The 25,907-nt window shown below is 68.5% G+C and carries 18 protein-coding genes; 15 read left to right on the forward strand and 3 right to left on the reverse strand.

Going from position 1 to position 25,907, the window contains the following annotated elements; translation table 11 throughout:
- Nucleotides 1-26: 26 nt before the first annotated feature.
- Nucleotides 27-1,025, reverse strand: coding sequence for an acetylxylan esterase (locus ACIBK5_RS21130; protein WP_399021412.1), 999 nt, complete (start codon nt 1,023-1,025; stop codon nt 27-29).
- A 232-nt stretch (nt 1,026-1,257) separates the two neighbouring features.
- Between ACIBK5_RS21130 and ACIBK5_RS21135 the strand changes: the two genes are divergently transcribed.
- From ACIBK5_RS21135 to ACIBK5_RS21155, 5 genes are all read left to right on the forward strand, one after another.
- A complete protein-coding gene (locus ACIBK5_RS21135; RefSeq protein WP_399021413.1) occupies nt 1,258-2,250 on the forward strand; it encodes an ABC transporter permease in 993 nt (330 codons plus the stop codon).
- The gene (locus ACIBK5_RS21140; RefSeq protein ID WP_399021414.1) at nt 2,244-3,116 is read left to right on the forward strand and encodes a carbohydrate ABC transporter permease; all 873 of its coding nucleotides are present in this window, start codon (nt 2,244-2,246) and stop codon (nt 3,114-3,116) included. Before ACIBK5_RS21135 ends, ACIBK5_RS21140 begins: the two co-directional genes overlap by 7 nt.
- A gap of 45 nt (nt 3,117-3,161) precedes the next feature.
- Complete coding sequence (locus ACIBK5_RS21145; RefSeq protein WP_399021415.1) at nt 3,162-4,817, forward strand: extracellular solute-binding protein; 1,656 nt, start codon at nt 3,162-3,164, stop codon at nt 4,815-4,817.
- 106 nt (nt 4,818-4,923) lie between these two features.
- Entirely contained in the window at nt 4,924-5,607 is a 684-nt protein-coding gene (locus ACIBK5_RS21150; RefSeq protein ID WP_399021416.1) for a hypothetical protein, read from the forward strand.
- Nucleotides 5,604-7,610 carry a beta-galactosidase gene (locus ACIBK5_RS21155; RefSeq protein WP_399021417.1) on the forward strand — a complete coding sequence of 669 codons (2,007 nt, stop codon included), beginning with the start codon at nt 5,604-5,606 and terminating at the stop codon, nt 7,608-7,610. The genes ACIBK5_RS21150 and ACIBK5_RS21155 overlap by 4 nt, the downstream gene beginning before the upstream one ends.
- 9 nt (nt 7,611-7,619) lie before the next feature.
- Here ACIBK5_RS21155 and ACIBK5_RS21160 read toward each other — a convergent pair whose 3' ends face one another.
- Together ACIBK5_RS21160 and ACIBK5_RS21165 are read right to left on the reverse strand one after the other, a co-directional pair.
- Nucleotides 7,620-9,596 (reverse strand): alpha-glucuronidase, encoded by a 1,977-nt coding sequence (locus ACIBK5_RS21160; RefSeq protein ID WP_399021418.1) that lies wholly within the window; start codon nt 9,594-9,596, stop codon nt 7,620-7,622.
- Between the two features lie 20 nt (nt 9,597-9,616).
- Nucleotides 9,617-13,420 carry a GH92 family glycosyl hydrolase gene (locus tag ACIBK5_RS21165; protein ID WP_399021419.1) on the reverse strand — a complete coding sequence of 1,268 codons (3,804 nt, stop codon included), beginning with the start codon at nt 13,418-13,420 and terminating at the stop codon, nt 9,617-9,619.
- Between the two features lie 98 nt (nt 13,421-13,518).
- Between ACIBK5_RS21165 and ACIBK5_RS21170 the strand changes: the two genes are divergently transcribed.
- From ACIBK5_RS21170 to ACIBK5_RS21215, 10 genes are all read left to right on the forward strand, one after another.
- On the forward strand, nt 13,519-13,740 hold the full coding sequence (locus tag ACIBK5_RS21170; protein WP_399021420.1) for a hypothetical protein: 222 nt from the start codon (nt 13,519-13,521) through the stop codon (nt 13,738-13,740).
- Between the two features lie 66 nt (nt 13,741-13,806).
- The gene (gene ngcE / locus ACIBK5_RS21175; RefSeq protein ID WP_399021421.1) at nt 13,807-15,261 is read left to right on the forward strand and encodes an N-acetylglucosamine/diacetylchitobiose ABC transporter substrate-binding protein; all 1,455 of its coding nucleotides are present in this window, start codon (nt 13,807-13,809) and stop codon (nt 15,259-15,261) included.
- 42 nt (nt 15,262-15,303) lie between these two features.
- A complete protein-coding gene (locus tag ACIBK5_RS21180; RefSeq protein ID WP_193476557.1) occupies nt 15,304-16,230 on the forward strand; it encodes a carbohydrate ABC transporter permease in 927 nt (308 codons plus the stop codon).
- Nucleotides 16,231-16,233: 3 nt separating this feature from the next.
- Nucleotides 16,234-17,157, forward strand: a complete 924-nt coding sequence (locus ACIBK5_RS21185; RefSeq protein ID WP_399021422.1) for a carbohydrate ABC transporter permease — start codon at nt 16,234-16,236, stop codon at nt 17,155-17,157.
- A 227-nt stretch (nt 17,158-17,384) separates the two neighbouring features.
- On the forward strand, nt 17,385-18,596 hold the full coding sequence (locus tag ACIBK5_RS21190; RefSeq protein ID WP_399021423.1) for an ROK family protein: 1,212 nt from the start codon (nt 17,385-17,387) through the stop codon (nt 18,594-18,596).
- A 133-nt stretch (nt 18,597-18,729) separates the two neighbouring features.
- A complete protein-coding gene (locus ACIBK5_RS21195) occupies nt 18,730-19,836 on the forward strand; it encodes a sugar ABC transporter substrate-binding protein (protein ID WP_399021736.1) in 1,107 nt (368 codons plus the stop codon).
- Nucleotides 19,837-19,952: 116 nt separating this feature from the next.
- Entirely contained in the window at nt 19,953-20,744 is a 792-nt protein-coding gene (locus ACIBK5_RS21200; RefSeq protein WP_399021424.1) for an ATP-binding cassette domain-containing protein, read from the forward strand.
- Complete coding sequence (locus ACIBK5_RS21205; protein ID WP_399021425.1) at nt 20,741-22,042, forward strand: sugar ABC transporter permease; 1,302 nt, start codon at nt 20,741-20,743, stop codon at nt 22,040-22,042. Before ACIBK5_RS21200 ends, ACIBK5_RS21205 begins: the two co-directional genes overlap by 4 nt.
- A gap of 256 nt (nt 22,043-22,298) precedes the next feature.
- Nucleotides 22,299-24,224 (forward strand): 1-deoxy-D-xylulose-5-phosphate synthase, encoded by a 1,926-nt coding sequence (gene dxs, locus ACIBK5_RS21210; protein WP_399021426.1) that lies wholly within the window; start codon nt 22,299-22,301, stop codon nt 24,222-24,224.
- Nucleotides 24,225-24,385: 161 nt separating this feature from the next.
- Entirely contained in the window at nt 24,386-25,885 is a 1,500-nt protein-coding gene (locus tag ACIBK5_RS21215; RefSeq protein ID WP_399021427.1) for an amino acid permease, read from the forward strand.
- Nucleotides 25,886-25,907 lie beyond the last annotated feature (22 nt).

Below are 25,907 nucleotides of genomic sequence, written 5' to 3' on the forward strand. Positions count from 1 at the left end.
CCAACAGCTATGACCCGAGCCGCACCCTAAGACGCGCCACCCCCAACCACCCCCGCCACCCACCCCAGTTGCCGCCGCACCTGCACCGCGTCCCCACCCTCGTGCCCGTTGAACGGATAGGCATGGATCTCCTTCACCGGGTCCGCCCCCGCCAACTCGCCATAGACATTGAACGCCCCGTACGCCCCACTCGGCGGACACACCGTGTCCCGCAGCCCCACGCCGAAGTGGGCGGCGGCCGAGGCGCGTCGGGCGAAGGAGATGCCCTCCACGTACGACAGCGTGCGATAGGCCTCGCGCTCGGCGCCCCGATGGACGGACAGATACGCGGCGATCTCCCCGTACGGCCCCGCGTCCGTGAGGTCCAGGGCTCGCCGGATCCCGCACAGCAGGGGCGCAGTGACCAGCAACGCCGCCAGGTCGGGGACGAGCCCCGCGACAGCCAACGCCACCCCGCCCCCCTGGCTGTTGCCGGCCGCGACGGTCCGCCCTGCGTCCACGCCGGGCAGCGCCCGTACCGCCGAGACCGCCCGCACCGCGTCGGTGATCAGGCGCCGGTAGTGATAGTCCTCGGGTGTGAGCAGCCCGCGCACGGCCGGCCCGGGCCCGCCCGGCGCCGCGGCGTGCGGATCCGGGGTGTCGCCACCGCAGCCGTACTGGTCGCCCTGGCCGCGGTTGTCCATGAGCAGATGCGCGTACCCCGCGTTGACCCACGTCAGACGCTCATGCGGAAGCCCGCGTCCGCGCCCGTACCCGGCGAACTCGACCACGGCGGGCAGGGGTTCACCGACCCCGGCGGGACGGCTGAACCACGCCCGCACCGGATCGCCCGCGAAGCCCCGGAACGTCACGTCCCAGGTCTGTGTCAGCCGAAGCCCCGTCTCCACCGGCCGCACCGACACCAGGGGGTCGGCCTGCCCTGCCTCCTTCAACGTGCTCAGCCAGAACGCGTCGAAGTCGGCGGGCTCCTCCACGTCCGGGCGATGGCGCTCCAGTTCCGGCAGCGGCAGGTCGAAAGCGGGCACGGCGGCACCTCGCAGGAGTCGGTGGTCATCCAGAAACTTGCGACGGACAACGGGCGGCAGTCCCTGGGGTCTACCCAGGTTCGTCGGGATTCCAACGCGGCACAGACGTCCCGCCCGACTGCCGCAGCACCCATTGACAGCGCTTTCTGGTGGCCTTAGGTTGCCGCGAAGTTACCGGTAAGAGCTCGAAAGTTTCGGTTCCGCCGTCCCTTGCCCACGGGAGGCCCGAGCAATGAGCACGTCCACCACGTCGGCCCCGCCGGGCACCCAGGACCCGCCTCCGGCACGGGCCGCACCCCGACGCGGCAGCCGGGTCTCCGCCCGGACCGGCTGGCGGCGGGCGCTGCGCCGCGACTGGCAGTTGTACTCGCTGGCGATCCTGCCGCTGCTGTTCTTCCTGGTCTTCCGCTATCTGCCGATGATCGGCAATGTGATCGCCTTCCGCCGCTTCGAGCCGGGAGGGTCGATCTTCGGCGAGGACTGGGTGGGGCTGCGCTATGTGGAGATGTTCCTCAGCGACCCCACCTTCTGGCAGGTGTTCCGGAACACGCTGTGGATCGGCGGGCTCACGCTGCTGTTCTGCTTCCCGGTCCCTATCGTGCTGGCGCTGCTGCTCAACGAGGTGCGCCGGCGCTCCCTGAAGCGGTTCGTGCAGTCGGTGTCGTACCTTCCGCACTTCCTGTCGATCGTGATCGTCGCGGGCATCACGATGCAGATGCTGGCCAGCGACGGCCCCGTCAACCACGCCCTCGGCTGGTTCGGGCACGAACCGATCCGCTTCATCCAGGAACCCGAGTGGTTCCGCACCATCTATGTCGGCTCGGAGATCTGGCAGACCGCCGGCTGGGGCACGATCCTCTACCTCGCCGCGCTCACCACGATCGACGAGGACCTGTACGAGGCGGCGCGCATCGACGGTGCCAACCGCTGGCAGCAGATCTGGCACGTCACCCTGCCCGGCATCCGGCCCACCATGGTCACGCTGCTGATCCTCAACATCGGCACGTTCATGGTGGTCGGCTTCGAGAAGGTGCTGCTGCTGTACAACCCGCTGACGTATCCGACCGCCGACGTGATCTCGACGTATGTCTACCGGGCCGGTGTGGAGTCCAACAGCTTCAGTTACGCCGCCGCCATCGGACTGTTCGAGGCGATCATCGGCCTGGTCCTCATCACCTCCGCCAACCAGCTCTCGCGTCGCACAGTGGGGACGAGCCTGTGGTGAAGCCGAGTCGTTCCTACCGGGTCTTCCAGGGCGTCAACGGGGTGGTCCTCACCCTGGTCGTGCTGGTGACGCTGTATCCCTTCGCCAACATCCTGGCGCGGTCCTTCAGCGGGGAGCGGCAGATCCGGGCCGGTGAGGTGACCCTGCTGCCCAAGGGGTTCAACCTCACCACCTACAAGATCGTGTTCCGGGACGAGATGTTCTGGCGGAACTACGGCAACACCGTGCTGTACACGGTCGTCGCGACGGCCGTGGCCATGGTGCTGACGACGTGTTACGCCTATGTGCTGTCGAAGAAGAACCTCAAGGGGCGCGGCGTGCTCGTCGGTGTCGCCGTGTTCACCATGTTCTTCACCGGCGGCCTGATCCCGAACTACATCCTGGTCACCAGCCTCGGCCTGAAGAACAGCGTCTGGGCGATCGCCCTGCCGAACGCGATCAGCGTCTTCAACCTGCTGGTGATGAAGGCCTTCTTCGAGAATCTGCCGACCGAGCTGGAGGAGGCCGCGCAGATCGACGGCCTCAGCACGTACGGCACCCTCTTCAGGATCGTCCTGCCGCTGTCCAAGGCGGTCGTCGCGACGATGGTGCTCTTCTACTCGGTGTCCTTCTGGAACTCCTGGTTCAGCGCGTTCCTCTATATGGACCGAACCGATCTGATGCCGGTCACCGTCTACCTCCGCAACCTGATCCAGGGCGCCACGGGCGGCGGCAACGCGGGCGCGGGCACCGAGCAGCTCAGCCAGGTCGCCGCGAACATCCAGTCGGTGACCATCGTCCTCACCGCCCTGCCGATCCTCTGCGTGTACCCGTTCGTCCAGCGCTACTTCGTCTCGGGCGTGATGCTCGGCGCGGTCAAGGGCTGACCGCCGCACCTCTCCTCTACTGACCGACGGAACAAGGGGATTCCCGTGAACAACGCAGGACAGCTCTCGCGGCGCCAGATACTCGCCGCCGCCGGTTTCATAGGCCTCGCCACGGTCACCGGTTGCGGCGGCGGCGAGGACGGAGGCGACTCCAAGGACCTTTCCAAGAAGCAGAACGGCGCGATGAAGAACTACCGGGCCGGACAGCAGTTCAAGGCGGCCAAGCCGCTGTCCTTCTCGATGCTGCACAACAACAACCCCGTCTACCCGACGAAGGACAGCTGGCTGTTCTGGAAGGAGCTCACCAAGCGCACCGGGGTCACCCTCAAGCCGGTCGACGTCCCGCTGGCCGACTACGAGAAGAAGCGCAGTGTCCTCATCGGGGCCGGGGACGCCCCGTTCCTGATCCCGAAGACGTACCACCCCTCGGAGATCGCCTTCGTCTCCTCGGGCGCGATCCTCGCCGTCAGCGACTACGTGAAGCTGATGCCCAACTTCCGCGACAAGGTGCGCAAGTGGAAGCTGGAGCCCGAGCTCGACTCGATCCGCCAGTCCGACGGCAAGTACTACCTGCTGCCCGGCCTGCACGAGAAGGCCAAGTCCGGCTACTCGCTGTCCTTCCGCACGGACGTCCTCGACAAGCACGGGCTGACCCTGCCCACCAGCTGGGACGAGGTGTACGACGTCCTCAAGGCGCTCAAGGAGGAGTACCCCGGCAAGTACCCCTTCTCCGACCGCTGGAGCACCAACACCCCGTTCCCCTGCGGAGCGCTGTTCCTGTATCTCGGCCAGGCGTTCGGTGTCAAAGCCGGCTGGACCTACGACAACATCAGCTTCGACCACAAGGCGCAGAAGTACGTCTTCACCGGCGCCCAGGACTCCTACCGCCAGATGGTCGAGTATCTGCGCAAGCTCGTCGCCGAGAAGCTCATGGACCCCGAGAGCTTCAGCCAGACCGACGACCAGGCCGTGCAGAAGCTCCTTGCCGAGAAGACCTACGTGATGAGCGCCAACCCCCAGGAACTGGTGCAGAACTACCGCTACAACCTGGGCAAGCAGGTCAAGGGCGCGAAGATCGAGATGGTCCCGGTGCCCCTCGGGCCCGCCGGTCCCGTGGTGCTGGGCGGCAGCCGACTTGAGAACGGCGTCATGGTCTCCAGCAAGGCCCTCAAGAGCGACAGCTTCGTCGCGATGATGCAGTTCCTCGACTGGCTCTGGTACTCGGACGAGGGCCAGAAGTTCTGCAAGTGGGGCGTCGACGGCGTCACCTACACCGAGTCCGGCGACCAGTACACGCTGAAGCCGGGCATCTCCCTCATGGGATCCGACCCGGACGCCCCGAAGGACCTCCAGAAGGACTACGGCTTCTTCAACGGCGTCTTCACCTACGGCGGCAGCTGGGCCCTGGTCTCCTCCTCGTTCAGCCCGGACGAGAAGAAGTTCCAGGACGCCATGGCCCAGCGCGAGCAACTGCCCATCGACCCGGCCCACCCGCTCCAGTCCTTCGAGCAGGAACAGGCGACCCTCTGGGACACCCCGCTCAAGGACACCGTCATCCAGAACACCCTCCAGTTCGTCCTCGGCAAGCGCCCGATGTCCCAGTGGGACGCCTACCTCGCCGAGCTGAAGTCGAAGAACATGCAGCAGCTCGTCGACCTGCACAACAAGGCGTACGAGCGGTTCAGGAAGGAGAACGGGTGATCCTCCGCGTCCCCGAAGCGCCGAGCGGCCGGCTCACCGACGCCCGTCGTCCAGGAGATCCCGCCCGGTGGGACGAGCGGCGCCTGCTCGGCAGGGAGGCGACGGCATGAGCACCGTCCGCACCTCCGACTTCGGCACCGGCGCCCTCTCCCGTGCCTCCGCCCTGATCCACACCGTCCTGACCGTCGAGGCGCTGCTGCTCCTCACCGCCTCCCCGGGCCTGGCGGGCCTGCTCCTGCTCGGCCCCGACCCGGCCAACCTCCCGCTCGCGGCCCTGTGCCTGCTGCCCCTCGGCCCGGCCCTGTCCGCCGCGCTCTACGCCCTCCACCACCGCAGCCGGGACCTCACCGCACTGCGTCCGGCCCGTGCCTTCCTGCGCGGCTGGCGGCTCAACGCCGTACCGGCCCTGAAGCTGTGGACGCCCCTGCTGGCCTGGCTGACGGTCATCACCTTCACCCTCACTCACTTCTCCGCCACCGGCCTGCCCGGCTGGTGGGCGCTGCTGCTCGCGGCGATCGGAGCGGGCGCCCTGCTCTGGGGCGCGCACGCCCTCGTCCTCACCTCGCTCTTCGCCTTCCGCGCCCGGGACACCGCCCGTCTCGCCGGCTACTTCCTGTTCCGGCACGGTCGCGCCACCCTCGCCGCCGCCTCCCTGCTGATCCTGACGGCCGCGCTGACCGCCCTGCTGACCGAGGCCCTGCCCGCCCTGCTGGCCGCCCCGCTGCTGCTGTCCCTGCTGCACGGCAGCCGCACGGTGATCACCGAGACCCAGGAGGAGTTCACGGCATGAGCGCGCCCCGCACCCCGAAGATCCCGTACGGCGGCGACTACAACCCCGAGCAGTGGCCCGAGGACGTCCGGGACGACGACCACCGCCTCTTCACCCGGGCCGGCATCGACACCCTCACCGTCGGCGTCTTCACCTGGTCCCTCACCCAACCCTCCCCGGGCACCTACGACTTCACGGTCCTGGACCGCATCCTGGACCAGGCCGCCGCCGAGGGCCGGAAGATCTGCCTGGCGACCGGCACCGCCGCCCTCCCGCCCTGGCTCGCCAAGCGGCACCCCGAGGTCAACCGCACGGACTTCGAGGGCCGCCGCCACCGCTACGGCCAGCGCCACAACTTCTGCCCCAGCTCACCGGCGTACCGCGAGCACTCCACCGCGGTCGCCTCCCGCCTCGCCGAGCGGTACGCGCACCACCCGGCCCTGCTCGCCTGGCACATCAACAACGAGTACGGCGGCGCCTGTTACTGCGACCTGTGCGCCGAGGCGTTCCGGGAGTGGCTGCGGGACCGGCACGGCACCCTCGACGCCCTCAACGACGCCTGGTGGACCACCTTCTGGTCGCACCGCTACACCGACTGGGACCAGATCGAGCCGCCCAACGCCCTGACCGAGCACTGGCGCGGCCCCGACCACACCGCCTTCCAGGGCATCACCCTCGACTACTTCCGCTTCACCACGGACGCCCTCCTCGGCTGCTTCCTGGCCGAGAAGGAGGTGATTCGCGCCCATGACCCCGACACGCCCGTCACCACCAACTTCATGGGCACCTTTCGCCCCCTCGACTACCACCGCTGGGCGCCCCACCTCGACTTCGCCTCCTGGGACAGCTACCCGCCCCTCGACGCCCCGCCGACCCGGCCCGCCCTCGCCCATGACCTGATGCGGGGCCTGAAGGACGGCGCCCCCTTCTGGCTGATGGAGCAGACGCCCTCCACCACCGCCTGCCGTGACGTCAACCCGCTCCGGCGGCCCGGCGAGCTCCGTCTCGCCACCTTCCAGGCCATCGCCCACGGCGCGGACGCCGCCCTCTACTTCCAGTTGCGCGCCTCACGGGGCGCCTGCGAGAAGTACCACGGGGCGGTCATCGGCCACGCGGGCCGCGACGACACCCGCGTCTTCCGCGAAGTCGCCGAACTGGGAAGAGAGCTGGAGAGCCTGGGCGACCGGACCCTGGGCGCCCGCACCCCGGCCCGTACCGCCCTCCTCTTCGACTGGGACAGCTGGTGGGCGCTGGAGATCTCCGACGGCCCGTCCCGGCTGGTCAAGTACCCGGACGTGGTCCACGCCTACTACCGGGCCGCCCGCGAGGCCGGCGCCGACGTGGACGTCATCCCGGGGACCGCCGACCTCACGCCCTACGACGTGGTGCTCGCGCCCGCGCTGTACATGATCAAGGGCGACCTCGCCACCCGCCTCGAAGCCGTGGCCGCACGCGGCGGCACGGTCCTGACCACCTTCCTCTCCGGCCGCGTCGACACACACGACCGCGCCTTCCTCACCGACGTGCCCGGCCCGCTCGCGCCCCTCATGGGCGTCCGCGTCGACGAATGGGACGCCCGGCCACCGGAGTTCACCCAGACCGTCCCCGAGCTGGCGACAGAGGCACGACTCGTCTTCGAGATCGTCCAGCCACGCGGCGCCGAACCGATCGCCACCTACGGCACCGACTTCTACGCGGGCACCCCCGCGGTCACCCGCCACCCCTACGGCGACGGCGAGGGCTGGTACGTCGCCACCGCCCTCGACCAGCCGGGCGTCGACGAGATCGTCCGCCGGATCCTGGCCCGCCACGACCTGCTCGGCCCCTACGCCGGCCACCCGGAGGTCGAGACGGCGACCCGTGTCGCGCCCGACGGCACCCGCCTGCTCTTCCTCCTCAACCACGCCCCCGAACCCGCCCGTCTCACCGCCCACACCACCGCCACCGACCTGCTCACCGGCAAGCGTGTGGACCAGGGCGAACCCCTGGTCCTCGACCCCCTGGGCGTGGCGATCCTCCAGTGAGTCCGCCCTTCAGTAGATGCGCCGCCCCCGCTCGTCCGGCACCCCGGACTTGCGCAGGAAGTAGCTGTTGATCTGGTCGCGCCACTCGCGGGCACCACGGAGCTGCTCCACGTACCGCTCCGCCACCCGCGCGTGGCGCACCGGATCCACCAGCCCGGCCAGCGAGGCCCACACCTCCCGGGCCTCCTCGACCTCCGCCACGCCCTCGAAGTGTGTGTCGTAGATGTGCTGGATCACCGTCTTGCCGCTGTGCAGGGTGTGCCCGTACGACACGTGGTGGAAGAACAGCAGCAGCTCGTCGGGGCAGGTGTCCGGCGACTCGTACAGCTCGGCCCACGGCTTGGCGTACTGTCCGGCGTAGCCCGTGCCGGTCGCCACACTGCGGTCGACGCCGATCCCGTCCCGGTCGGCGAAGTGGTAGGTCCCCCACGGGCTGTACTCGTAGCCGTCCACGCTCGGCCCGTAGTGGTGCCCCGGCTGCACCATGAAGCCCACGCCGAGGGGAGCGGTGTACTTCTCGTACGTCCGCCACGAGCCGTCGAGCACGGCGTGCAGCCCTTCCGCAGGACCCGGCCCGAAGGTGAGCCCGATCCACTCGTCGAGTACCTCGCCCGGCTCGGCGTCCGGCCGCCAGGCCAGCCGACCGAAGGTGTAGAGGTTCGCCTGGGCGAGGGGATGCCCGGTCCAGAACGGGTCGTCGCCGGCGTTGGACACGGCGATCAGCCCGCCCCGCGCCAGTTCCCCCACGGACGACTCCGGCCCGTGCCGGAACCGCAGCACCTCGCTCCACATCGGCCCCAGCCAGCAGACGTGCCGCTGCTGCCCGGTGTACTCCTGGGTGGCCTGGAGCTCCACCGCCAGCCCGGTGCCGGGCATCGCCCCGATCAGCGGCGAGACCGGCTCGCGCACCTGGAAGTCGACCGGCCCGTGCTTCACCTGGAGCACGGCGTTGGCGGCGAACGCGCCGTCCAGCGGCACGAAGTGGTCGTAGGCGGCCCGGGCCCGGTCCGTTTTCCGGTCCCGCCAGTCCTGGCAGTGGTCGTAGACGAACGCCCTCCAGTGCACGGTGCCGCCGTACGGTTCCAGGGCGGCGGCCAGCAGGTTCGCCCCGTCGGCGTGGCTGCGGCCGTAGGCGAACGGCCCCGGCTGGCCCTCCGAGTCGGCCTTCACCACGTACCCGCCGAAGTCGGGAATCGTCTCGTACACCGCTCCCGTGGCCTCGGCCCACCAGCCGCGCACGGCCTCGTCCAGCGGATCGGCCGTGGGCAGCCCGCCCAGCATCACCGGCGCGGCGAAGGACACCGACAGGTGTGTGCGGACCCCATAGGGCCGCAGCACATCGGCGATCGCGGCGACCTCGCCGATCCGGTCGGTCAGCAGACGCGCCTCGGTCTCGTGCACATTGACGTTGTTGACGGCGACCGCGTTGATCCCGCACGCCGCCAGCAGCCTGCCGTACGCCCGCACCCGTTCCAGGTCCTCGCGTGCCCGCCCGTCCTCCCAGAACAGCGACCCGCCCGCGTAGCCGCGTTCCACCTGGCCCATGACCGGGTGCACGGCCACGTTGTCCCAGTGGTCGAGCATGCGCAGGGCGAGAGCGGGGCGATGGGTCTCCCGCGCCCGCTCTCCGGAGAACGCCGCTTCCCCGAGCCGTACGACATGGAACAGGCCGTAGAGCAGCCCGCGCCCCCCGGAGGCGGTGACGGTCGTCGTGCCGCTCTCCCGGGCGACCGTGTAGTCCTCGTCACCGAGGTCATGGACGCCGAGGTCGAGGACCAGGTCGTACGCGCCGCCCTCCGGCTCGGCGTCACGCACGACCAGGCCCCCGAACTTCCGGCCGGCCTCCGCCACCTCCCCGTGCACCGTCTCCACCAGGGGACCCGAGCCACGGATCAGCGTCCGCCGGCCGCCGACCGCGCGGAAGGCGGCGGGCGGCAGCCAGGCCGGGTCGACACCCTCGGGCAGGACGGGCACGGGACGCGGCATGAGACCCCCAACTCGATTGCTCAGGAGAGCAGTTCGACCTCCGCCAGGGTGCCCTCGCCGTCGAGGACCAGGCGGTACTTCTCGTACGTACCCGGTGACCTCACCGTGAACGCGCGTGTCTGCCTGTCCCATGCGAAGGACTCGTCGGAGCGCCGGTCCAGGGTCCGCCAGGTCGTGCCGTCGGAGGAGCCCTGGAGCGTCCAGCCGGCCGGCGCCTTCGCCCGGTCCGACGACGACGTCAGCGTGTACTGGACCGCTTCGGCGCCCTCCGGGACCGGCAGGTCCACGGACGTCACCGCCGCGTCCGTCGCCGACGTGTCGTCGAACAGGGCACCCTCGCCCTCCAGCACGTCCGCGCGCGGTGTCGGCACATCATCGTCCCGGGTGATCGACACGGGTGCGGCATGCTTGCCCGTGCCCCAGGACGACGGCCGCGGGCCCATGTCGAACTCCAGGACACCGCCCTTGGCGACCACCGAGTGCGGCAGGGAGGTCTTGGACCATGTCCTGCCGTTGACCTTCAGCCCCTGCACATACACGTTCCTCGCGCTGTTCCGCGGCGCCTTCACCACCAGCTCGCGCCCGTTCTCCAGGTGCACGGTCGCCTTCGTGAACAGCGGTGAGCCGATCGCGTACTCGCCGCTGCCCATCACCAGCGGGTAGAAGCCGAGCGCGGAGAACAGGTACCAGGCCGACTGCTCGCCGTTGTCCTCGTCGCCGTGGTAGCCCTGGCCGATCCCACTGCCCGTGTACAGGCGCGACAGCACCTCGCGGACGTTCTTCTGCGCCTTCCAGGGCTGCCCGGCCGCGTCGTACATGTAGATCGCGTGGTGGGCGACCTGGTTGGAGTGCCCGTACATGCCCATCCGCACGTCCCGCGCCTCGGTCATCTCGTGGATGACACCGCCGTAGGAGCCGACGAACTCCGGGGAGGCCGTCTCCGGCGTGGAGAAGTAGTCGTCGAGCTTGTCGGCGAGGCCCTTCCTGCCGCCGTACAGGTTCGCCAGACCCCGGCTGTCCTGTGGGGCGGTAAACGCGTATCCGTACCCGTTTGTCTCGGTGTAGTCGTGGCCCCAGACCCGCGGGTCGTACTTCGAGGACTCGACCCGCCAGTCGCCCTTGGCGTCCTTGCCCTGGAAGAAGCCGGCCTTCGAGTCGAAGAGGTTCACATAGTCCTGAGCGCGGTTCCGGAAGTACTCCGACTCCTCCTTGTAGCGCCGCTCGCCGGTCTCCTCGTAGAGCTTCTGGCCCATGCGGGAGATGCCGTAGTCGTTGAGGTAGCCCTCCAGCGCCCACGACAGGCCCTCGTGCGTCTCGGTGCTGGTGTAGCCGAGGAAGGGGGAGGTGGTCATGCCCTTGCGGCCGACGCCCGGGTTCGGTGGGACGACCGTCGCGTTCTTCACGGCCGCGTCGTACGCCGCCTTCGCGTCGAAGTCCACGCCCTTGACGAAGGCGTCCGCGAACGCCACGTCCGAGGACGTGCCCGTCATGAGGTCCGCGTAGCCGGGGGAGGACCAGCGCGAGGTCCAGCCGCCGTCCTTGTACTGCTGCACGAACCCGTCGACCAGCTCACCGGCCCGCGACGGAGTCAGGAACGAGTACGCGGGCCAGGTCGTCCGGTAGGTGTCCCAGAAACCGTTGTTGACGTACACCTCGCCGTCGACGATCTTCGCGCCGGTGTGGGTCGGGGTGTCCGGGTTCGGCATGGGGGAGAAGGGCGAGGCGTACTGGTGCTTCCCGCCGACCTTCTCGAATCCGGAGTTCGGGTACAGGTACAGCCGGTAGAGGCTGGAGTACAGCGTCGTCAGCTGGTCCGGAGTCGCGCCCTCGACCTCGACCTTGCCGAGCAGCCGGTCCCACTGCCGCTGGGCGCTCTTCTTCACGGCCTCGAAGGACCTGCCTTCGGGGATCTCCTGGCGGAGGTTGTCCTTCGCCTGGTCGACGCTGATCAGCGAGGTCGCCAGGCGCAGGGTGACGGTCCGGTCGTCGGCCTTGAAACGCAGATGGCCCTTCACGCCGGACGACGAGCCGTCGGTCACCGGCTTGTCGAACGCGCCGTAGACGAACAGGCGGGTCGCCCCCGTCGAAAGACCGGACTTCACGTCCGAGTAGCCGGTGACGATCCCGTTCTCCTTGTCGAGGGTGAGCCCCGCCTGGTCCGTCACATTGTCGAAGAGGACGCTCGCGTCGTCGCCCGGGTAGGTGAACCGCAGGGCCGCCGCATGATCCGTCGGCGCCATCTCGGCCTTCAGCCCGTTCTCGAACCGCACCCCGTAGTAGTAGGGCCGCGCGGTCTCGTTCTCGTGCCGGAAGGCCAGCTCCCGGGCCTCCCGGCCGAGGTCAGGGGTGCCGGCCTCGACGGACGGCATCACCTGGAAGGTCTGCCGGTCACCCATCCAGGGACTGGGCTCATGACTCGCGCTGAACGCCTGGATCGTCGGCAGGTTGTCGGAGTTGTTGGATCGCGCGTAGTCGTACAGCCAGCTCAGCGAGCCCGCGTTGGTCACCGGCGTCCAGAAGTTGAAGCCGTGCGGCACCGCCGTCGCCGGGAAGTTGTTGCCCCGCGAGAAGCCCCCGCTGGAGTTCGTGCCCCGGGTCGTCACCGCGTAGTCGGACAGATGCGCCTTCGGCCGCTCGGGAGCGACGGACGCGATACTCACATCGTCCAGCCACCCCCGGAACTTCGCCGGGCCCTTCGGGGAGTCGTACGCCACCAGGATCCGGTCCACGGTCTTCCCGGCCGCGACCGACCCGATCCGCGAGGCCACATCGTTCCACTGGTTGACGTAGAGGATCTTCGCCTCGCCCTGCCCCCGCGGCGTCAGCGGGAAGCCGTGCTGGTCGGTGGCGCGCAGCTCGCTCAGCTGGGTGCCGTCGGTGAAGGCGAGGTCGACGGAGACGTTCGTCGCGTCGTAGTCGAGGTCGCCGTCCGCCATCGACGGGAAGATCCGGTAGCCCAGCTCGGTGTTCCGGCCGACGGCCACGTTCACGTCGAAGACCTTGTTGTACGAGTAGGCCCGCCCGTCGGCGGTGTGCCGGCCGGCGTAACGCAGGGCCCGCTTCCCGGTGAACCCGGCGCCCGCCTTGGCGGTGGGGGAGCCACTCGGGCCGCGGTCGACGAGGGAGAGCATGTCCTGCGGGACGGGCCCTTCGCCGCCGCCCGTGGACAGCTGGAGGTCGGCGAGCTGGAGGATGCCGCCGCCGTTGTTGCCGGTGATGTCGAGCCGGAAGTGCCGGTACTCGGCCGAGGCGGGCTCCGCCAGGTCGTACGTCTTCGTCTGGAACCGCTCGGAGAAGGACTCGCCGGAGCGGGAGTCGAGGGTCTTCCAGTCCTTGCCGTCGGCGGAGCCCTTCAGGGTCCAGTCCTTGGGGTCGCGTTCGGCGTGGTCGTTGGCCGACGTCAGTGCGTATCGCACCAGTTTGACCGGTTTGTCCAGGTCGAACTCGGCCCAGCCGGTGGGCTCGAAGGTAAGCCACTTGGTGCTCGGCTCGCCGTCGACGAGGTTCTCCTTCACCTCACCGCCGCCCGTGTTCTCGTCGCTGGCCCGGACGTCGGTGACATGGTCGGTGACATTGCCCGGTATGCCGCTGCTGTAGCCGCCGTCGACACCCGAGGCCCGCTTGCTTCCGTCGGGCGCGGTGTCGACGGTGTTCAACCAGTCCGGAACCGGGTCGTCCGCCTCGAAGGAGGAGGCGAACCCCCGATCGGGTTTCTCGGGGGTCTCGGGCAGTGCGACCGCAACGCCCTGCGAACCCAGGGCCACGGCGAAGGCGGTCGCCGACACGACCGCTGAACCCCATCTGTGCCGAGCTTTACGCTCCATCAACGGGTACCCTCCCTGCGCAGTGGACAACGTTGTCAACTTCGACGCGCAAGGACCAGTAGTTGCCCAAGTGGTGGGGAGTGTCAAGGGTGTTGGTTGTGGCGGTCGGACGCGACGACCGGGATATTTCCACCGAGGAGCACACGGACCGCTCGGCATTCCGGGAGGTCTCAACTCGGATAAGACCCACGGTCAACCTTGTGTTCGATCTTGATCCGCTGGCGGGAAGTGGACTATACCTGTCGGGCGATTCACACCATCCGCACACCACCACCCGCGTCACCCGCACCACCCGCACTTTCCTGCACGACCCAGCGTGACCCGATCGCGGTGCCGGGGAGGATCCGGTTCACCGCCTGAGTCCTGGAGAAGGCGAGGACTTGAGCATGGGATCCAACTCCGCCGAGAACCACGGCACCAAGGGTGTCGGCCGCCGTGATCTGATCAGAAGGTCCGCCGCGCTCGGGCTGATCTCCGTCCCCACCATGAGCTTCCTGTCCGCCTGCGCCAGCAGCGGCGGCGACGACAGCGGGGACAAGGCCAAGGCAGGCAAGAAGACCGCGAAGAACCCGCTCGGCGTCAATGACACCGCGGGCATGGAATTCGTCCTGTTCGACGGCGGCTTCGGCAAGGAGTACGCCGAGGACGCGGTGAAGATCTACGAGAAGAACTTCCCCAAGGTGCAGGTGAAGTTCTCCGCCACCCAGAAGATCCAGTCCACGCTCCAGCCCCGCTTCAACCAGGGCACCCCGCCGGACCTCGTCGACAACTCCGGCGCCGAGCAGATGGACATGGGCATCCTCTCCAGCAAGAACCAGCTCACCGACCTCACCCCGCTGCTGGACGCGCCCTCCTACGACGACCCCGACAAGAAGGTCCGGGACACCCTGCGCCCCGGCATCGTGGAGATGGGCCAGCTGGACGGCGACCCGGTCTGGATCATGTACTACGCCTACACGGTCTACGGCGTCTGGTACTCGCAGAAGGCCCTGGACTCGCTCGACGCGGAGTACCCGCAGACCTGGGACCAGATGCTCGCGGTCTGCGCGAAGGCCAAGAAGAAGGGCATGGCGGGCTGGACGTACGCGGGCAAGTACCCGTACTACCTCCCCTTCTCCCTCTACCCGATGATCGGCAAGGTCGGCGGTGTCGAGGTCCTCGACGCCATCGACAACCTGGAGCCGAACGCCTGGAAGCACCCGGCCGTCAAGGCCTGCTTCGAGGCCTACTACGAGCTCTACAAGAAGGGCTACGTCCTCAAGGGCACCCCGGGCCTCGACCACATCCAGTCGCAGACCGCCTGGGCCCAGGGCAAGGCGCTGTTCATCCCGAACGGCTCCTGGGTGGAGAACGAGTCCGCCAGTGTCATCCCGAAGGACTTCGGCCTGTCCGTCTCCGCGCCCACCGGCCTGGACTCCTCCGACAAGCTGCCCTTCGGCACCATCTGGGCCTCCGGAGGCGAGCCGTTCATCGTCCCGGCCAAGGCGAAGAACGCCGCCGGCGGCATGGAGCAACTGCGCATCATGCTCAGCGAGGCGTCCTCGAAGAACTTCACCAGCAAGGTGAAGTCGCTGACCGCGTACAACGGCGGCACCGACGGCATCACCCTCACCCCCGGTCTGAAGTCGGGCGTCGCGGCGCTGGAACTGGCCGGCGAGAACGTGGTGAACCCCCGTATGCAGGACTGGTATGTGCAGTTGCAGAAGGAGAAGATCGGGGTCTCCGGCCTGGGCGAGATGATGGCCGGCCGCCTCACCCCGGCCGAGGCCATCAAGAAGATCCAGGCCTTCGCCGACGAGACCGCCAAGGACGACTCCATCAAGCACTACAAGCACCAGTAACAGCACCGGAAACTCATTTTCCGCAACGGCACCGGAGTGGCGATGCAGCACGGCAAGTACCGGTTCATCGTGGGGTTCCTAGCGTTGCCCCTCGGCCTGTACGCGCTTTTCGTGGTCTGGCCGTTCATCCAGTCCATCTACTACTCGTTCACGGACTGGACCGGCCTGAGCCCCGAATTCAAGATGGTCGGGTTCGACAACTACAGCCGGATGCTCGACGACGAGATCTTCTGGAAATCGTTGCAGCACAGCCTGCTGTTCGCCCTCCTGCTGCCGGTGGTGACGATCAGCCTCGCCCTGTTCTTCGCCTTCATGATCAACGTGGGCGGCAGAAAACGGAGAAACGGCCCGGTCGTCACCGGCGTCCGGGGCTCCTCCTTCTACAAGATCGTCTACTTCTTCCCGCAGGTGCTCTCGATCGCCATCGTCGCGCTGCTGTTCGCGTTCGCGTACAACCCGGACAGCGGCGCGATCAACTCGATCCTGCGAGGGATCGGCCTCGACGACGTCCAGCCCCTCTGGCTGGGCGACCCCGACCTGGCCCTCTGGGCCGTGATGGCCGTGCTCGTCTGGTCCACGGTCGGCTTCTTCGTTGTCCTCTTCTCCGCCGGCATGGCCTCCATCCCGGCGGAGATGTACGAGGCGGCCCTGCTGGACGGGGCGGGCCGCGCCACGACCTTCTTCCGCGTCACCCTGCCACTGCTGTGGGACACCGTGCAGTCCGGCTGGGTCTACATGGGCATCCTCGCCCTGGGTGCCGAGTCGTTCGCGGTCGTGCAGATCATGACGACCGGGCCGGGCGGCCCCGACTACTCGACCACCGTCATGGTCCTGTACGTGTACCAGAAGGCGTTCCGTGACGGGCAGGCCGCCTACGCCACCACCATCGGTGTAGCCCTGCTCGTCGTCACGCTGGCCTTCGCCGCCGTGGTGATGCGGCTGGGCCGTCGCGAGCGGCTGGAGTACTGATCAATGAAGACGACCGAAACCCCCGCTCCTCTCCCGGCCGAGTCCGGCGCGCCCCTCACCAAGGAGGACGTCCCGGCGGGCCCGCCGCCGAAGGCGAAGAAGGAAGGCACGGTCCTCAACGTCTTCTCCCACGGCGTCCTGGTCATCTGGGCGTTCATGGTGGTGATGCCGCTGCTGTGGGCCGTGATGACGTCCTTCAAGGACGACCGGTCCATCTTCTCCTCGCCCTGGTCGCTGCCGGACACGCTGCACTTCGACAACTGGTCGCGGGCGTGGACCGAGGCCAACATGAGCGACTACTTCCTCAACACCGTCCTGGTGGTGGGCGGTTCGCTCGTCGGCACCCTGGTCCTGGGTTCGATGGCGGCCTACGTCCTGGCCCGCTTCGAATTCCCGGGCAACCGCTTCATCTACTTCCTCTTCATCGGCGGCATGAGCTTCCCGATCATGCTCGCGCTGGTCCCGCTGTTCTACGTCGTGAACAACATGGGCCTGCTGAACACCATCCACGGGCTGATCCTGGTCTACATCGCCTACTCGCTGCCGTTCACGGTGTTCTTCCTGACCGCGTTCTTCCGGACCCTGCCGACGTCCATCGCGGAGGCGGCCTTCGTCGACGGCGCCTCCCACAGCCGCACGTTCTTCCAGATCATGCTGCCCATGGCCAAGCCGGGCCTGGTCAGCGTCGGGATCTTCAACTTCCTGGGCCAGTGGAACCAGTACATGCTGCCCACGGTCCTCAACACGGACCCGGACAAGCGCGTCCTCACCCAGGGCCTTGTCCAGCTGGCGGTCAGCCAGGGGTACAAGGGCGACTGGTCGGGTCTCTTCGCGGGCCTGGTGATGGCGATGCTGCCGGTGCTGGCCGCGTACATCGTCTTCCAGCGGCAGGTGGTGCAGGGGCTGACGGCGGGGGCGCTGAAGTAGCGCGGGCCTCCGACCGCTGGGGCGGGGTGGGTGCGCAGCCCGGCGCGGCCCCGACCCCCCACCCACAGCAAGCGCGTACCCCCACATAGCACTCCGCGACGACCCGTACACACCCCGGAATCGGTTCAACCTCTTGACGGGAGGCGACCCGAACGGCTCAGCTTAGAGTTCACTAGTTGGACATGGACGGGGTCTCATCGAAGCGACCCCGCGCGCAGGAGGTCGTCGTGGAGACTCCGGGGTCGCAGTCGTCGCTGCACCGAGCCAACCTGGAGCGGGTCGTACGAGCCGTGCGTCTGGCGGGCTCCCTCACCCAGGCCGAGATCGCGCGGACGACAGGCCTGTCCGCGGCGACGGTGTCCAACATCGTCCGGGAGTTGAAGGACGGCGGAACCGTCGAGGTCACCCCCACCTCCGCGGGCGGACGCCGGGCCCGCAGCGTGTCGCTGAGCGGGGACGCCGGGATCGTCATAGGAGTCGACTTCGGGCACACCCACCTGCGCGTCGCGGTAGGGAACCTCGCCCACCAGGTGCTCGCCGAGGAGTCCGAGCCACTCGACGTGGACGCCTCCTCGACACAGGGCTTCGACCGGGCGGAACAACTGGTCACCCGCCTGATCGAGGCCACCGGCGTCGACCGCTCCAAGATCGCCGGCGTCGGCCTCGGCGTGCCCGGCCCCATCGACGTCGAGTCGGGCACCCTCGGCTCGACCGCCATCCTGCCCGGCTGGACCGGCACCAAGCCCGCCGAGGAACTGCGCGGCCGCCTCGGCGTCCCCGTGCACGTGGACAACGACGCCAACCTCGGCGCCCTCGGCGAGATGGTCTGGGGCAGCGGCCGCGGGGTGCGCGACCTGGCGTACATCAAGGTCGCCAGCGGTGTCGGCGCGGGCCTGGTGATCAACGGCAAGATCTACCGCGGTCCGGGCGGCACCGCCGGGGAGATCGGACACATCACTCTCGACGAGTCCGGCCCGGTCTGCCGCTGCGGAAACCGCGGCTGCCTGGAGACGTTCGCCGCCGCGCGCTATGTGCTCCCGCTCCTGCAGTCCAGCCACGGCACCGACTTGACCATGGAAGGCGTCGTGCGGCTCGCACGGGACGGGGACCCGGGCTGCCGTCGGGTGGTCGCCGACGTCGGCCGCCACATCGGCAGCGGAGTGGCCAACCTCTGCAATCTGCTCAACCCGAGCCGCGTGGTCCTCGGCGGAGATCTCGCCGAGGCCGGTGAGCTGGTGCTCGGGCCGATCCGGGAGTCCGTGGGGCGCTACGCGATCCCCAGCGCGGCCCGGCAGTTGTCCGTCCTCCCGGGTGCCCTCGGCGGCCGTGCGGAGGTCCTCGGAGCGCTCGCTCTCGCCCTCAGCGAGATGGGCGATTCGACGCTTTTGGATGGAACTGCCCCTGGGGTGCTACAGGCAGCGACGCCCGCCTTCACTTAGAGAACGGATGGCACCGTTGCCATCTCGTTAAGGATTTACTTCTTGACGTCGCACGTGTGGCCGAGTTGACTTCCAGCCACCTCGGCCGCAATGTCGCGGCCTCGTCAGGGAGGTTTCTGAAGTGAACACGCGTATGCGTCGCGCCGCTGTTGCGATTGCCGCCGGTGCGATGGCCGTTTCGCTTGCTGCCTGTGGCAGCGCCAAGGAGTCCGGCGACAACGCCGATTCCTCCGGGTCCGGGTCCGCCAAGAAGGGCGACGACATCAAGGTCGGCCTGCTCCTTCCGGAGAACGCGACCGCCCGCTACGAGAAGTTCGACCGGGTGCTCATCGAGAAGAAGGTCAAGGAGCTCACCGGCAACAAGGGCGAGGTCGTCTACGCCAACGCCAACCAGGACGCGGCCAAGCAGAACCAGCAGGTCGACACGATGGTGTCCAACAAGGTCGACGTGCTGATCGTGGACGCCGTGGACTCCAAGGCCATCGCCGGCTCGGTGAAGAAGGCCAAGGACGCGAACATCCCCGTCGTCGCCTACGACCGCCTGGCCGAGGGCCCCATCGACGCCTACACCTCGTTCGACAACGTCACGGTCGGCAAGACCCAGGGCGAGGCCCTGCTGAAGGCCCTGGGCGGCAAGGCCAAGGACGGCCAGATCGTCATGATGAACGGGTCGTCCACCGACCCCAACGCCGCCATGTTCAAGAAGGGCGCGCACTCCGTCCTCGACGGCAAGGTGAAGGTCGGCCGCGAGTACGACACCAAGGAGTGGAAGCCGGAGAACGCCAACGCCAACATGGAGGGCGCCATCTCCGCCCTCGGCAAGGACAAGATCGTCGGCGTCTACTCCGCCAACGACGGCATGGCGGGCGGCATCATCACGGCCCTGAAGGCCGCCGGTATCGCCGACGTCCCGGTCACCGGCCAGGACGCCGAACTCGCGGGTGTGCAGCGCATCGTGACCGGTGAGCAGTACATGAGCGTCTACAAGCCCTACCCGCAGGAGGCCGACGTCGCCGCGGAGATGGCCGTCGCGCTCGCCCAGGGCAAGTCGCTCGACTCCATCGCCAAGGACAAGGTCGACAGCCCGACCACCAAGGCCGTCCCCTCCGTCCTCGTCCCGGTCGTCTCGCTGACGAAGGACAACATCAAGGACACCGTCATCAAGGACGGCATCTACACCGTGAGCGAGATCTGCACCGGCAAGTACAAGGCCGCGTGCGACAAGATCGGCCTCGAGTAGGCACCCCGAGTTCCTCCGGCGCCCCGCACACCAGCCCCGCAAGCTACGCGGGGCGCCGGAGTGATCGCTCCTCCCACACTTCTGCACAACCTCCCGCCGGTCAGGCGGCGAAGGAGATGGTTCACGTGTCCGCTACGCCCGTGCTGGCGTTGCGCGGGGTCTCCAAGCGGTTCGGTGCCGTTCAGGCGCTCACCGACGTAGAGCTTGAGGTCCACGCCGGTGAGGTGGTCGCCCTGGTCGGCGACAACGGCGCCGGAAAGTCCACGCTGGTCAAGACGATCGCCGGCGTGCACCCCATCGATGAGGGCGTCATCGAATGGGACGGCAGGTCCGTCCAGATCAGCAAGCCGCACGACGCCCAGAACCTGGGCATCGCGACCGTCTACCAGGACCTCGCGCTGTGCGACAACATCGACGTCGTCGGCAACCTCTACCTGGGCCGGGAGATCCGCAAGCGCGGCGTCCTGGACGAGGTGGAGATGGAGCGCCGCTCCCGCGAGCTGCTCGACACGCTGTCGATCCGCATCCCCAGCGTGCGCATCCCGATCGCCTCGCTCTCCGGCGGCCAGCGCCAGACCGTGGCCATCGCGCGGTCCATGCTCGGCGAGCCGAAGCTGGTCATCCTCGACGAGCCCACCGCCGCCCTCGGCGTCGAGCAGACCGCGCAGGTCCTCGACCTCGTCGAGCGGCTGCGCGAGCGCGGCCACGCCGTCATCCTCATCAGCCACAACATGGCCGACGTCAAGGCCGTCGCGGACAAGGTCGCCGTGCTGCGCCTCGGTCGCAACAACGGCATCTTCGAGGTCAAGTCGACCTCGCAGGAAGAGATCATCTCCGCCATCACCGGCGCCACCGACAACGCCGTGACCCGCCGTGCGGCGCGCACGAACGGGGAGGTTTCCAAGTGAGCATCGACAAGACCTCCGCGGCTCCGGGAGCCCCCGAAGACCACGTCGTGACGAACCCCGAGGCGGCCAAGGCCGCCGTCACGGTCGTCGACCCACGGCTCCTGGTGCGCGAACAGGGCTTCGCGGGCTACGTCACCGAGTTCAAGCGGAAGATGAAGTCCGGTGACCTGGGCTCCATCCCGGTGGTCGTCGGCCTGGCCATCATCTGGATCATCTTCCAGAGCCTGAACTCCAACTTCCTCACCGCGGGCAACCTGTCCGACATGTCCGTCGCCATGGTCGGCACCGGCATGATCGCCGTCGGCATCGTGTTCGTCCTGCTGCTCGGCGAGATCGACCTGTCGGTCGGCTCGGTCAGCGGTGTCGCGGGCGCGAGCTTCGCCGTGCTCAACGTCACCAACGGCATGAACGAGTGGCTGGCCTTCGCGCTGGCCATCGTCACCGGCACGGTCGCCGGCGCGCTGCACGGCTTCTTCTTCGCGAAGATCGGCGTCCCCGCGTTCGCCGTCACGCTGGCCGGCCTGCTGTTCTGGAACGGCTTCATGCTCCAGATCCTGGGCGACAACGGCACGATCAACCTCGACCCGGACGGGGTCGTGGCCCAGCTGACCAGCTACTACTTCTCCGACGTGGCCGCCGCCTACGGTCTGGCCGCGGTGGTGACCGCCGGGTACTTCCTCAGCTCCTTCCTCGGCAACCGGCGGCGTGAGGCCGCGGGCGTGCCGTCGCGGCCGCTGAGCGAGACGGTGGTGCGGACGGTACTGCTCGCCGTCCTGGCCTTCGCCGTAGCGATCGTCTTCAACCAGTACAAGGGCCTGCCGCTGGCCGTGGTGATCTTCATCGTGGTGCTCCTGGTCACGGACTTCGTGCTGCGCCGTACGGCGTACGGGCGGAAGGTGTTCGCGCTCGGCGGCAGCGTCGAGGCGTCGAGGCGTGCCGGTATCAACGTGGAGCTGGTCCGGATCTCGGTGTTCGCGATCTCCGGGACCTTCGCCGCGGTCGGCGGTCTGTTCATCGCGTCGAAGATCGCCGCGGCGAACCAGGGCGCGGGCGGCGGTGACCTGCTGATGAACGCGATCGCCGCCGCGGTGATCGGCGGTACGTCGCTGTTCGGCGGACGCGGGCGGACGTGGAACGCGCTGCTCGGTGTGCTGGTGATCGTGTCGATCCAGTACGGGCTCGCCCTGGAGGGCATCGCCTCTCCGGTGCAGTACATGATCACCGGTGGTGTGCTGTTGGCCACGGTCGTGATCGACGCGGTGACGCGCAAGACGCAGAAGACCGCTGGGCGCGCGTAGCGCCGTGGGCGCTGCGCCGGGCGGGCGGCCGCGGATGCGTCGTGGCTTGTCGCGCAGTTCCCCGCGCCCCTGAGGTACATATCTGTGCCCGGCACTGTGAGGTGCCGGGCACAGTTGTGTCGTAGGTGTGGCACAACTTGGGTACAGCCGAAAGCGTGATGTATGCCCCAAGGCCTCGGCGCAGTCCTCAGGAGCGGAACATTAGACTCGACACGCCCGGCAACAGCTCGATCAGCTCTACTGCAAGGAGGCACGGGTGCCGCTGCTGACCCGTATCAGGGGACCGCGCGATCTGGACCGGCTCAGCCTGGAGGAGCTGAACCAGCTGGCGGAGGAGATCCGGAGCTTCCTCGTCGAAGCGGTCTCCAAGACCGGCGGTCACCTCGGCCCCAATCTCGGCGTGGTGGAGCTCACCATCGCCCTGCACCGAGTCTTCGACTCGCCCAGGGACAAGGTGCTCTGGGACACCGGCCACCAGTCCTACGTCCACAAGCTGCTCACCGGCCGTCAGGACTTCTCCAAGCTCAAGATGAAGGGCGGCCTGTCCGGCTACCCCTCGCAAGGAGAGTCCGAGCACGACGTCATCGAGAACTCGCATGCCTCGACCGTCCTCGGCTGGGCCGACGGCATCGCCAAGGCCAACCAGATCATGGACCGCGACGACCACGTGGTCGCCGTGATCGGTGACGGCGCCCTGACCGGCGGCATGGCCTGGGAGGCGCTGAACAACATCGCCGACGCCAAGGACCGGCCCCTCGTCATCGTCGTCAACGACAACGAGCGGTCCTACGCGCCGACCATCGGCGGCCTCGCCAACCACCTCGCCACGCTGCGGACGACGGACGGCTACGAGCGGTTCCTCGCCCGCACCAAGGAGGTGCTGGAGCGCACCCCCGTCGTCGGCCAGGCGCTCTACGACACCCTGCACGGCGCCAAGAAGGGCCTGAAGGACTTCATCGCCCCGCAGGGCATGTTCGAGGACCTCGGCCTGAAATACGTCGGCCCGATCGACGGGCACGACCTCGAGGCCCTGGAGTCCGCACTCGCCAAGGCCAAGCGGTTCGGCGGCCCGGTCATCGTGCACTGCCTCACCGAGAAGGGCCGCGGCTACCAGCCCGCGCTCCAGGACGAGGCCGACCGCTTCCACGCCGTCGGCAAGATCCACCCCGACACGGGCCTGCCGATCAAGAGCTCCGGCGCCGACTGGACCTCCGTCTTCGGCGACGAGATGGTCGAACTCGGCAAGGAGCGCGAGGACATCGTCGCCATCACGGCGGCCATGCTCCAGCCGGTGGGCCTGGAGAAGTTCGCCAAGCGCTTCCCCGACCGGGTCTACGACGTCGGCATCGCCGAACAGCACGGCGCCGTCTCGGCGGCCGGCCTGGCCACGGGCGGAGTGCACCCCGTGTTCGCCGTGTACGCCACCTTCCTCAACCGCGCCTTCGACCAGGTGCTGATGGATGTGGCCCTGCACAAGTGCGGTGTCACCTTCGTGCTGGACCGGGCCGGTGTCACCGGCACCGACGGGGCCTCCCACAACGGCATGTGGGACATGTCGATCCTCCAGGTCGTGCCGGGGCTGCGGCTGGCCGCGCCGCGTGACGCCGACCAGGTCCGCGCGCAGCTGCGCGAGGCCGTCGCGGTCGACGACGCGCCGACCGTGGTCCGCTTCTCCAAGGGCGCCGTCGGCCCCGCCGTACCCGCCGTCGGCCGCGTCGGCGGCATGGACGTGCTGCGCGAGCCCGGCACCGACCGGCCGGACGTCCTGCTGGTCTCCGTCGGCGCCCTCGCCCCGATGTGCCTGGAGATCGCCGGGCTGCTCGACAAGCAGGGCATCTCCGCCACCGTCGTCGACCCGCGCTGGGTCAAGCCCGTCGACGAGGCCATGGCCCCGCTCGCCGAGCGGCACCGCGTGGTCGTCACCGTCGAGGACAACAGCCGGGTCGGCGGTGTGGGATCGGCGATCGCGCAGGCACTGCGTGACGCGGGCGTGGATGTGCCGCTGCGTGACTTCGGCATCCCGCCGCGCTTCCTCGACCACGCCACGCGTGCCGAGATCCTCGCCGAGATCGGCCTCACCGCGCCGGACATCGCCCGGCAGGTGACCGGGCTGGTCGCCAAGCTGGACGGGCGGTACGAGGACGGTGCCGCGGTGGACTCCGTGGAGTCGGTTCGCGACTGACGTGGCTCGCGGCTGACACGGCCGAACGGGTTCCGATGGGCCGGTTTCCCCACCATGAGGGTGGTGTAACCGGCCCATTGGCGTGAATGCGTCCGTGCCGGGGCATACGGATGGTGCCACCTCTCGATCATGTCGAGGACGACAAGCGTGGGAGGTACCCCGTGAGCAGCACCCTCTTCCGGACGAAGAAGGTCGAGCAGTCCATCCTCGACACCGAGGAGCCAGAACACGCGCTCAAGAAGTCCTTGTCCGCGCTGGATCTGACCGTCTTCGGCGTCGGCGTGATCATCGGCACCGGCATCTTCGTACTCACCGGCACTGTCGCCAAGGACAACGCGGGGCCCGCGACGGCCCTGGCGTTCGTCGCGGCCGGCGTCGCCTGCGCCCTGGCCGCACTCTGTTACGCCGAGTTCGCGTCCACGGTCCCGGTCGCCGGATCCGCCTACACGTTCTCGTACGCGTCCCTCGGTGAACTGACCGCCTGGATCATCGGCTGGGACCTGGTTCTGGAGTTCGCGCTCGGGACGGCGGTGGTGGCTGTCGGCTGGTCGGGCTACATCCAGTCGCTCATGGAGAACGCGGGCTGGACGATGCCCGCGTCGCTGGGCAGCCGGGAGGGCGCCGACGCCTTCGGCTTCGACATCCTCGCCGCCGCGCTCGTCCTCGTCCTCACCGGCATCCTGGTGATCGGCATGAAGCTGTCCGCGCGGATCACGTCGGTCGTCGTCGCCATCAAGGTGACGGTCGTCCTCGTGGTGATCATCGCGGGCGCGTTCCTCATCGAGGGCAAGAACTACGACCCGTTCATTCCGAACGAGAAGCCGGTCGAGGCCGGTTCCAGTCTGGATTCCCCACTGATCCAGCTCATGTTCGGCTGGGCGCCGTCCAACTTCGGCGTGATGGGCATCTTCACCGCCGCCTCCGTCGTGTTCTTCGCCTTCATCGGCTTCGACGTCGTGGCCACGGCAGCGGAGGAGACCAAGAACCCGCAGCGCGACATGCCGCGCGGCATCCTCGGCTCCCTGGTGATCTGCACGACGCTGTACGTCCTCGTGTCGATCGTCGTCACCGGTATGCAGCACTACAGCGAGCTGTCGGTCGACGCGCCGCTCGCCGACGCGTTCAAGGCGACCGGGCATCCATGGTTCGCGGGCTTCATCAGCTTCGGGGCCGCGGTCGGTCTGACGACGGTGTGCATGATCCTGCTCCTCGGCCAGACCCGGGTGTTCTTCGCGATGAGCCGTGACGGGCTGCTGCCGCGGTTCTTCTCCCGCGTCCACCCGCGGTTCAAGACCCCGCACCGGCCGACGATCCTGCTCGGCGTGATCATCGCGGTGCTGGCGGGCTTCACGCCGCTGACCGAACTCGCCGCGCTGGTGAACATCGGCACGCTGTTCGCGTTCGTGGTCGTCGCCATCGGTGTGATCATCCTCCGCAGGACGCGCCCCGATCTGCCCCGGGCCTTCCGGACTCCGTGGGTGCCAGTCATCCCGATCCTGTCGGTGGGCGCCTCGCTCTGGCTGATGATCAACCTGCCCGCCGAGACATGGGTCCGGTTCGGGATCTGGATGGCCGCCGGGTTCCTCGTGTACTTCCTCTACGGCCGCACGCACAGCCGCCTGGCGACCGGAGACGAAACGAAGACCTCGGACCAGGCCTAGTCCGCGGTGGGGGTCCCCCGCT

The sequence above is a fragment of the Streptomyces sp. NPDC050546 genome (assembly GCF_044457425.1).
Taxonomy (GTDB): Bacteria; Actinomycetota; Actinomycetes; order Streptomycetales; family Streptomycetaceae; genus Streptomyces.

Excerpts from the sequence above, each read along its gene's own strand:
- ACIBK5_RS21165 (WP_399021419.1), bottom strand. The coding sequence starts at position 13,420 with ATGGAGCGTAAAGCTCGGCACAGATGGGGTTCAGCGGTCGTGTCGGCG.
- ACIBK5_RS21150 (WP_399021416.1), top strand. The coding sequence starts at position 4,924 with ATGAGCACCGTCCGCACCTCCGACTTCGGCACCGGCGCCCTCTCCCGT.
- ACIBK5_RS21180 (WP_193476557.1), top strand. The coding sequence starts at position 15,304 with ATGCAGCACGGCAAGTACCGGTTCATCGTGGGGTTCCTAGCGTTGCCC.
- ACIBK5_RS21195 (WP_399021736.1), top strand. The coding sequence starts at position 18,730 with ATGCGTCGCGCCGCTGTTGCGATTGCCGCCGGTGCGATGGCCGTTTCG.
- ACIBK5_RS21185 (WP_399021422.1), top strand. The coding sequence starts at position 16,234 with ATGAAGACGACCGAAACCCCCGCTCCTCTCCCGGCCGAGTCCGGCGCG.
- ACIBK5_RS21135 (WP_399021413.1), top strand. The coding sequence starts at position 1,258 with ATGAGCACGTCCACCACGTCGGCCCCGCCGGGCACCCAGGACCCGCCT.
- ACIBK5_RS21160 (WP_399021418.1), bottom strand. The coding sequence starts at position 9,596 with ATGCCGCGTCCCGTGCCCGTCCTGCCCGAGGGTGTCGACCCGGCCTGG.
- ACIBK5_RS21200 (WP_399021424.1), top strand. The coding sequence starts at position 19,953 with ATGGTTCACGTGTCCGCTACGCCCGTGCTGGCGTTGCGCGGGGTCTCC.
- ACIBK5_RS21155 (WP_399021417.1), top strand. The coding sequence starts at position 5,604 with ATGAGCGCGCCCCGCACCCCGAAGATCCCGTACGGCGGCGACTACAAC.
- ngcE (WP_399021421.1), top strand. The coding sequence starts at position 13,807 with ATGGGATCCAACTCCGCCGAGAACCACGGCACCAAGGGTGTCGGCCGC.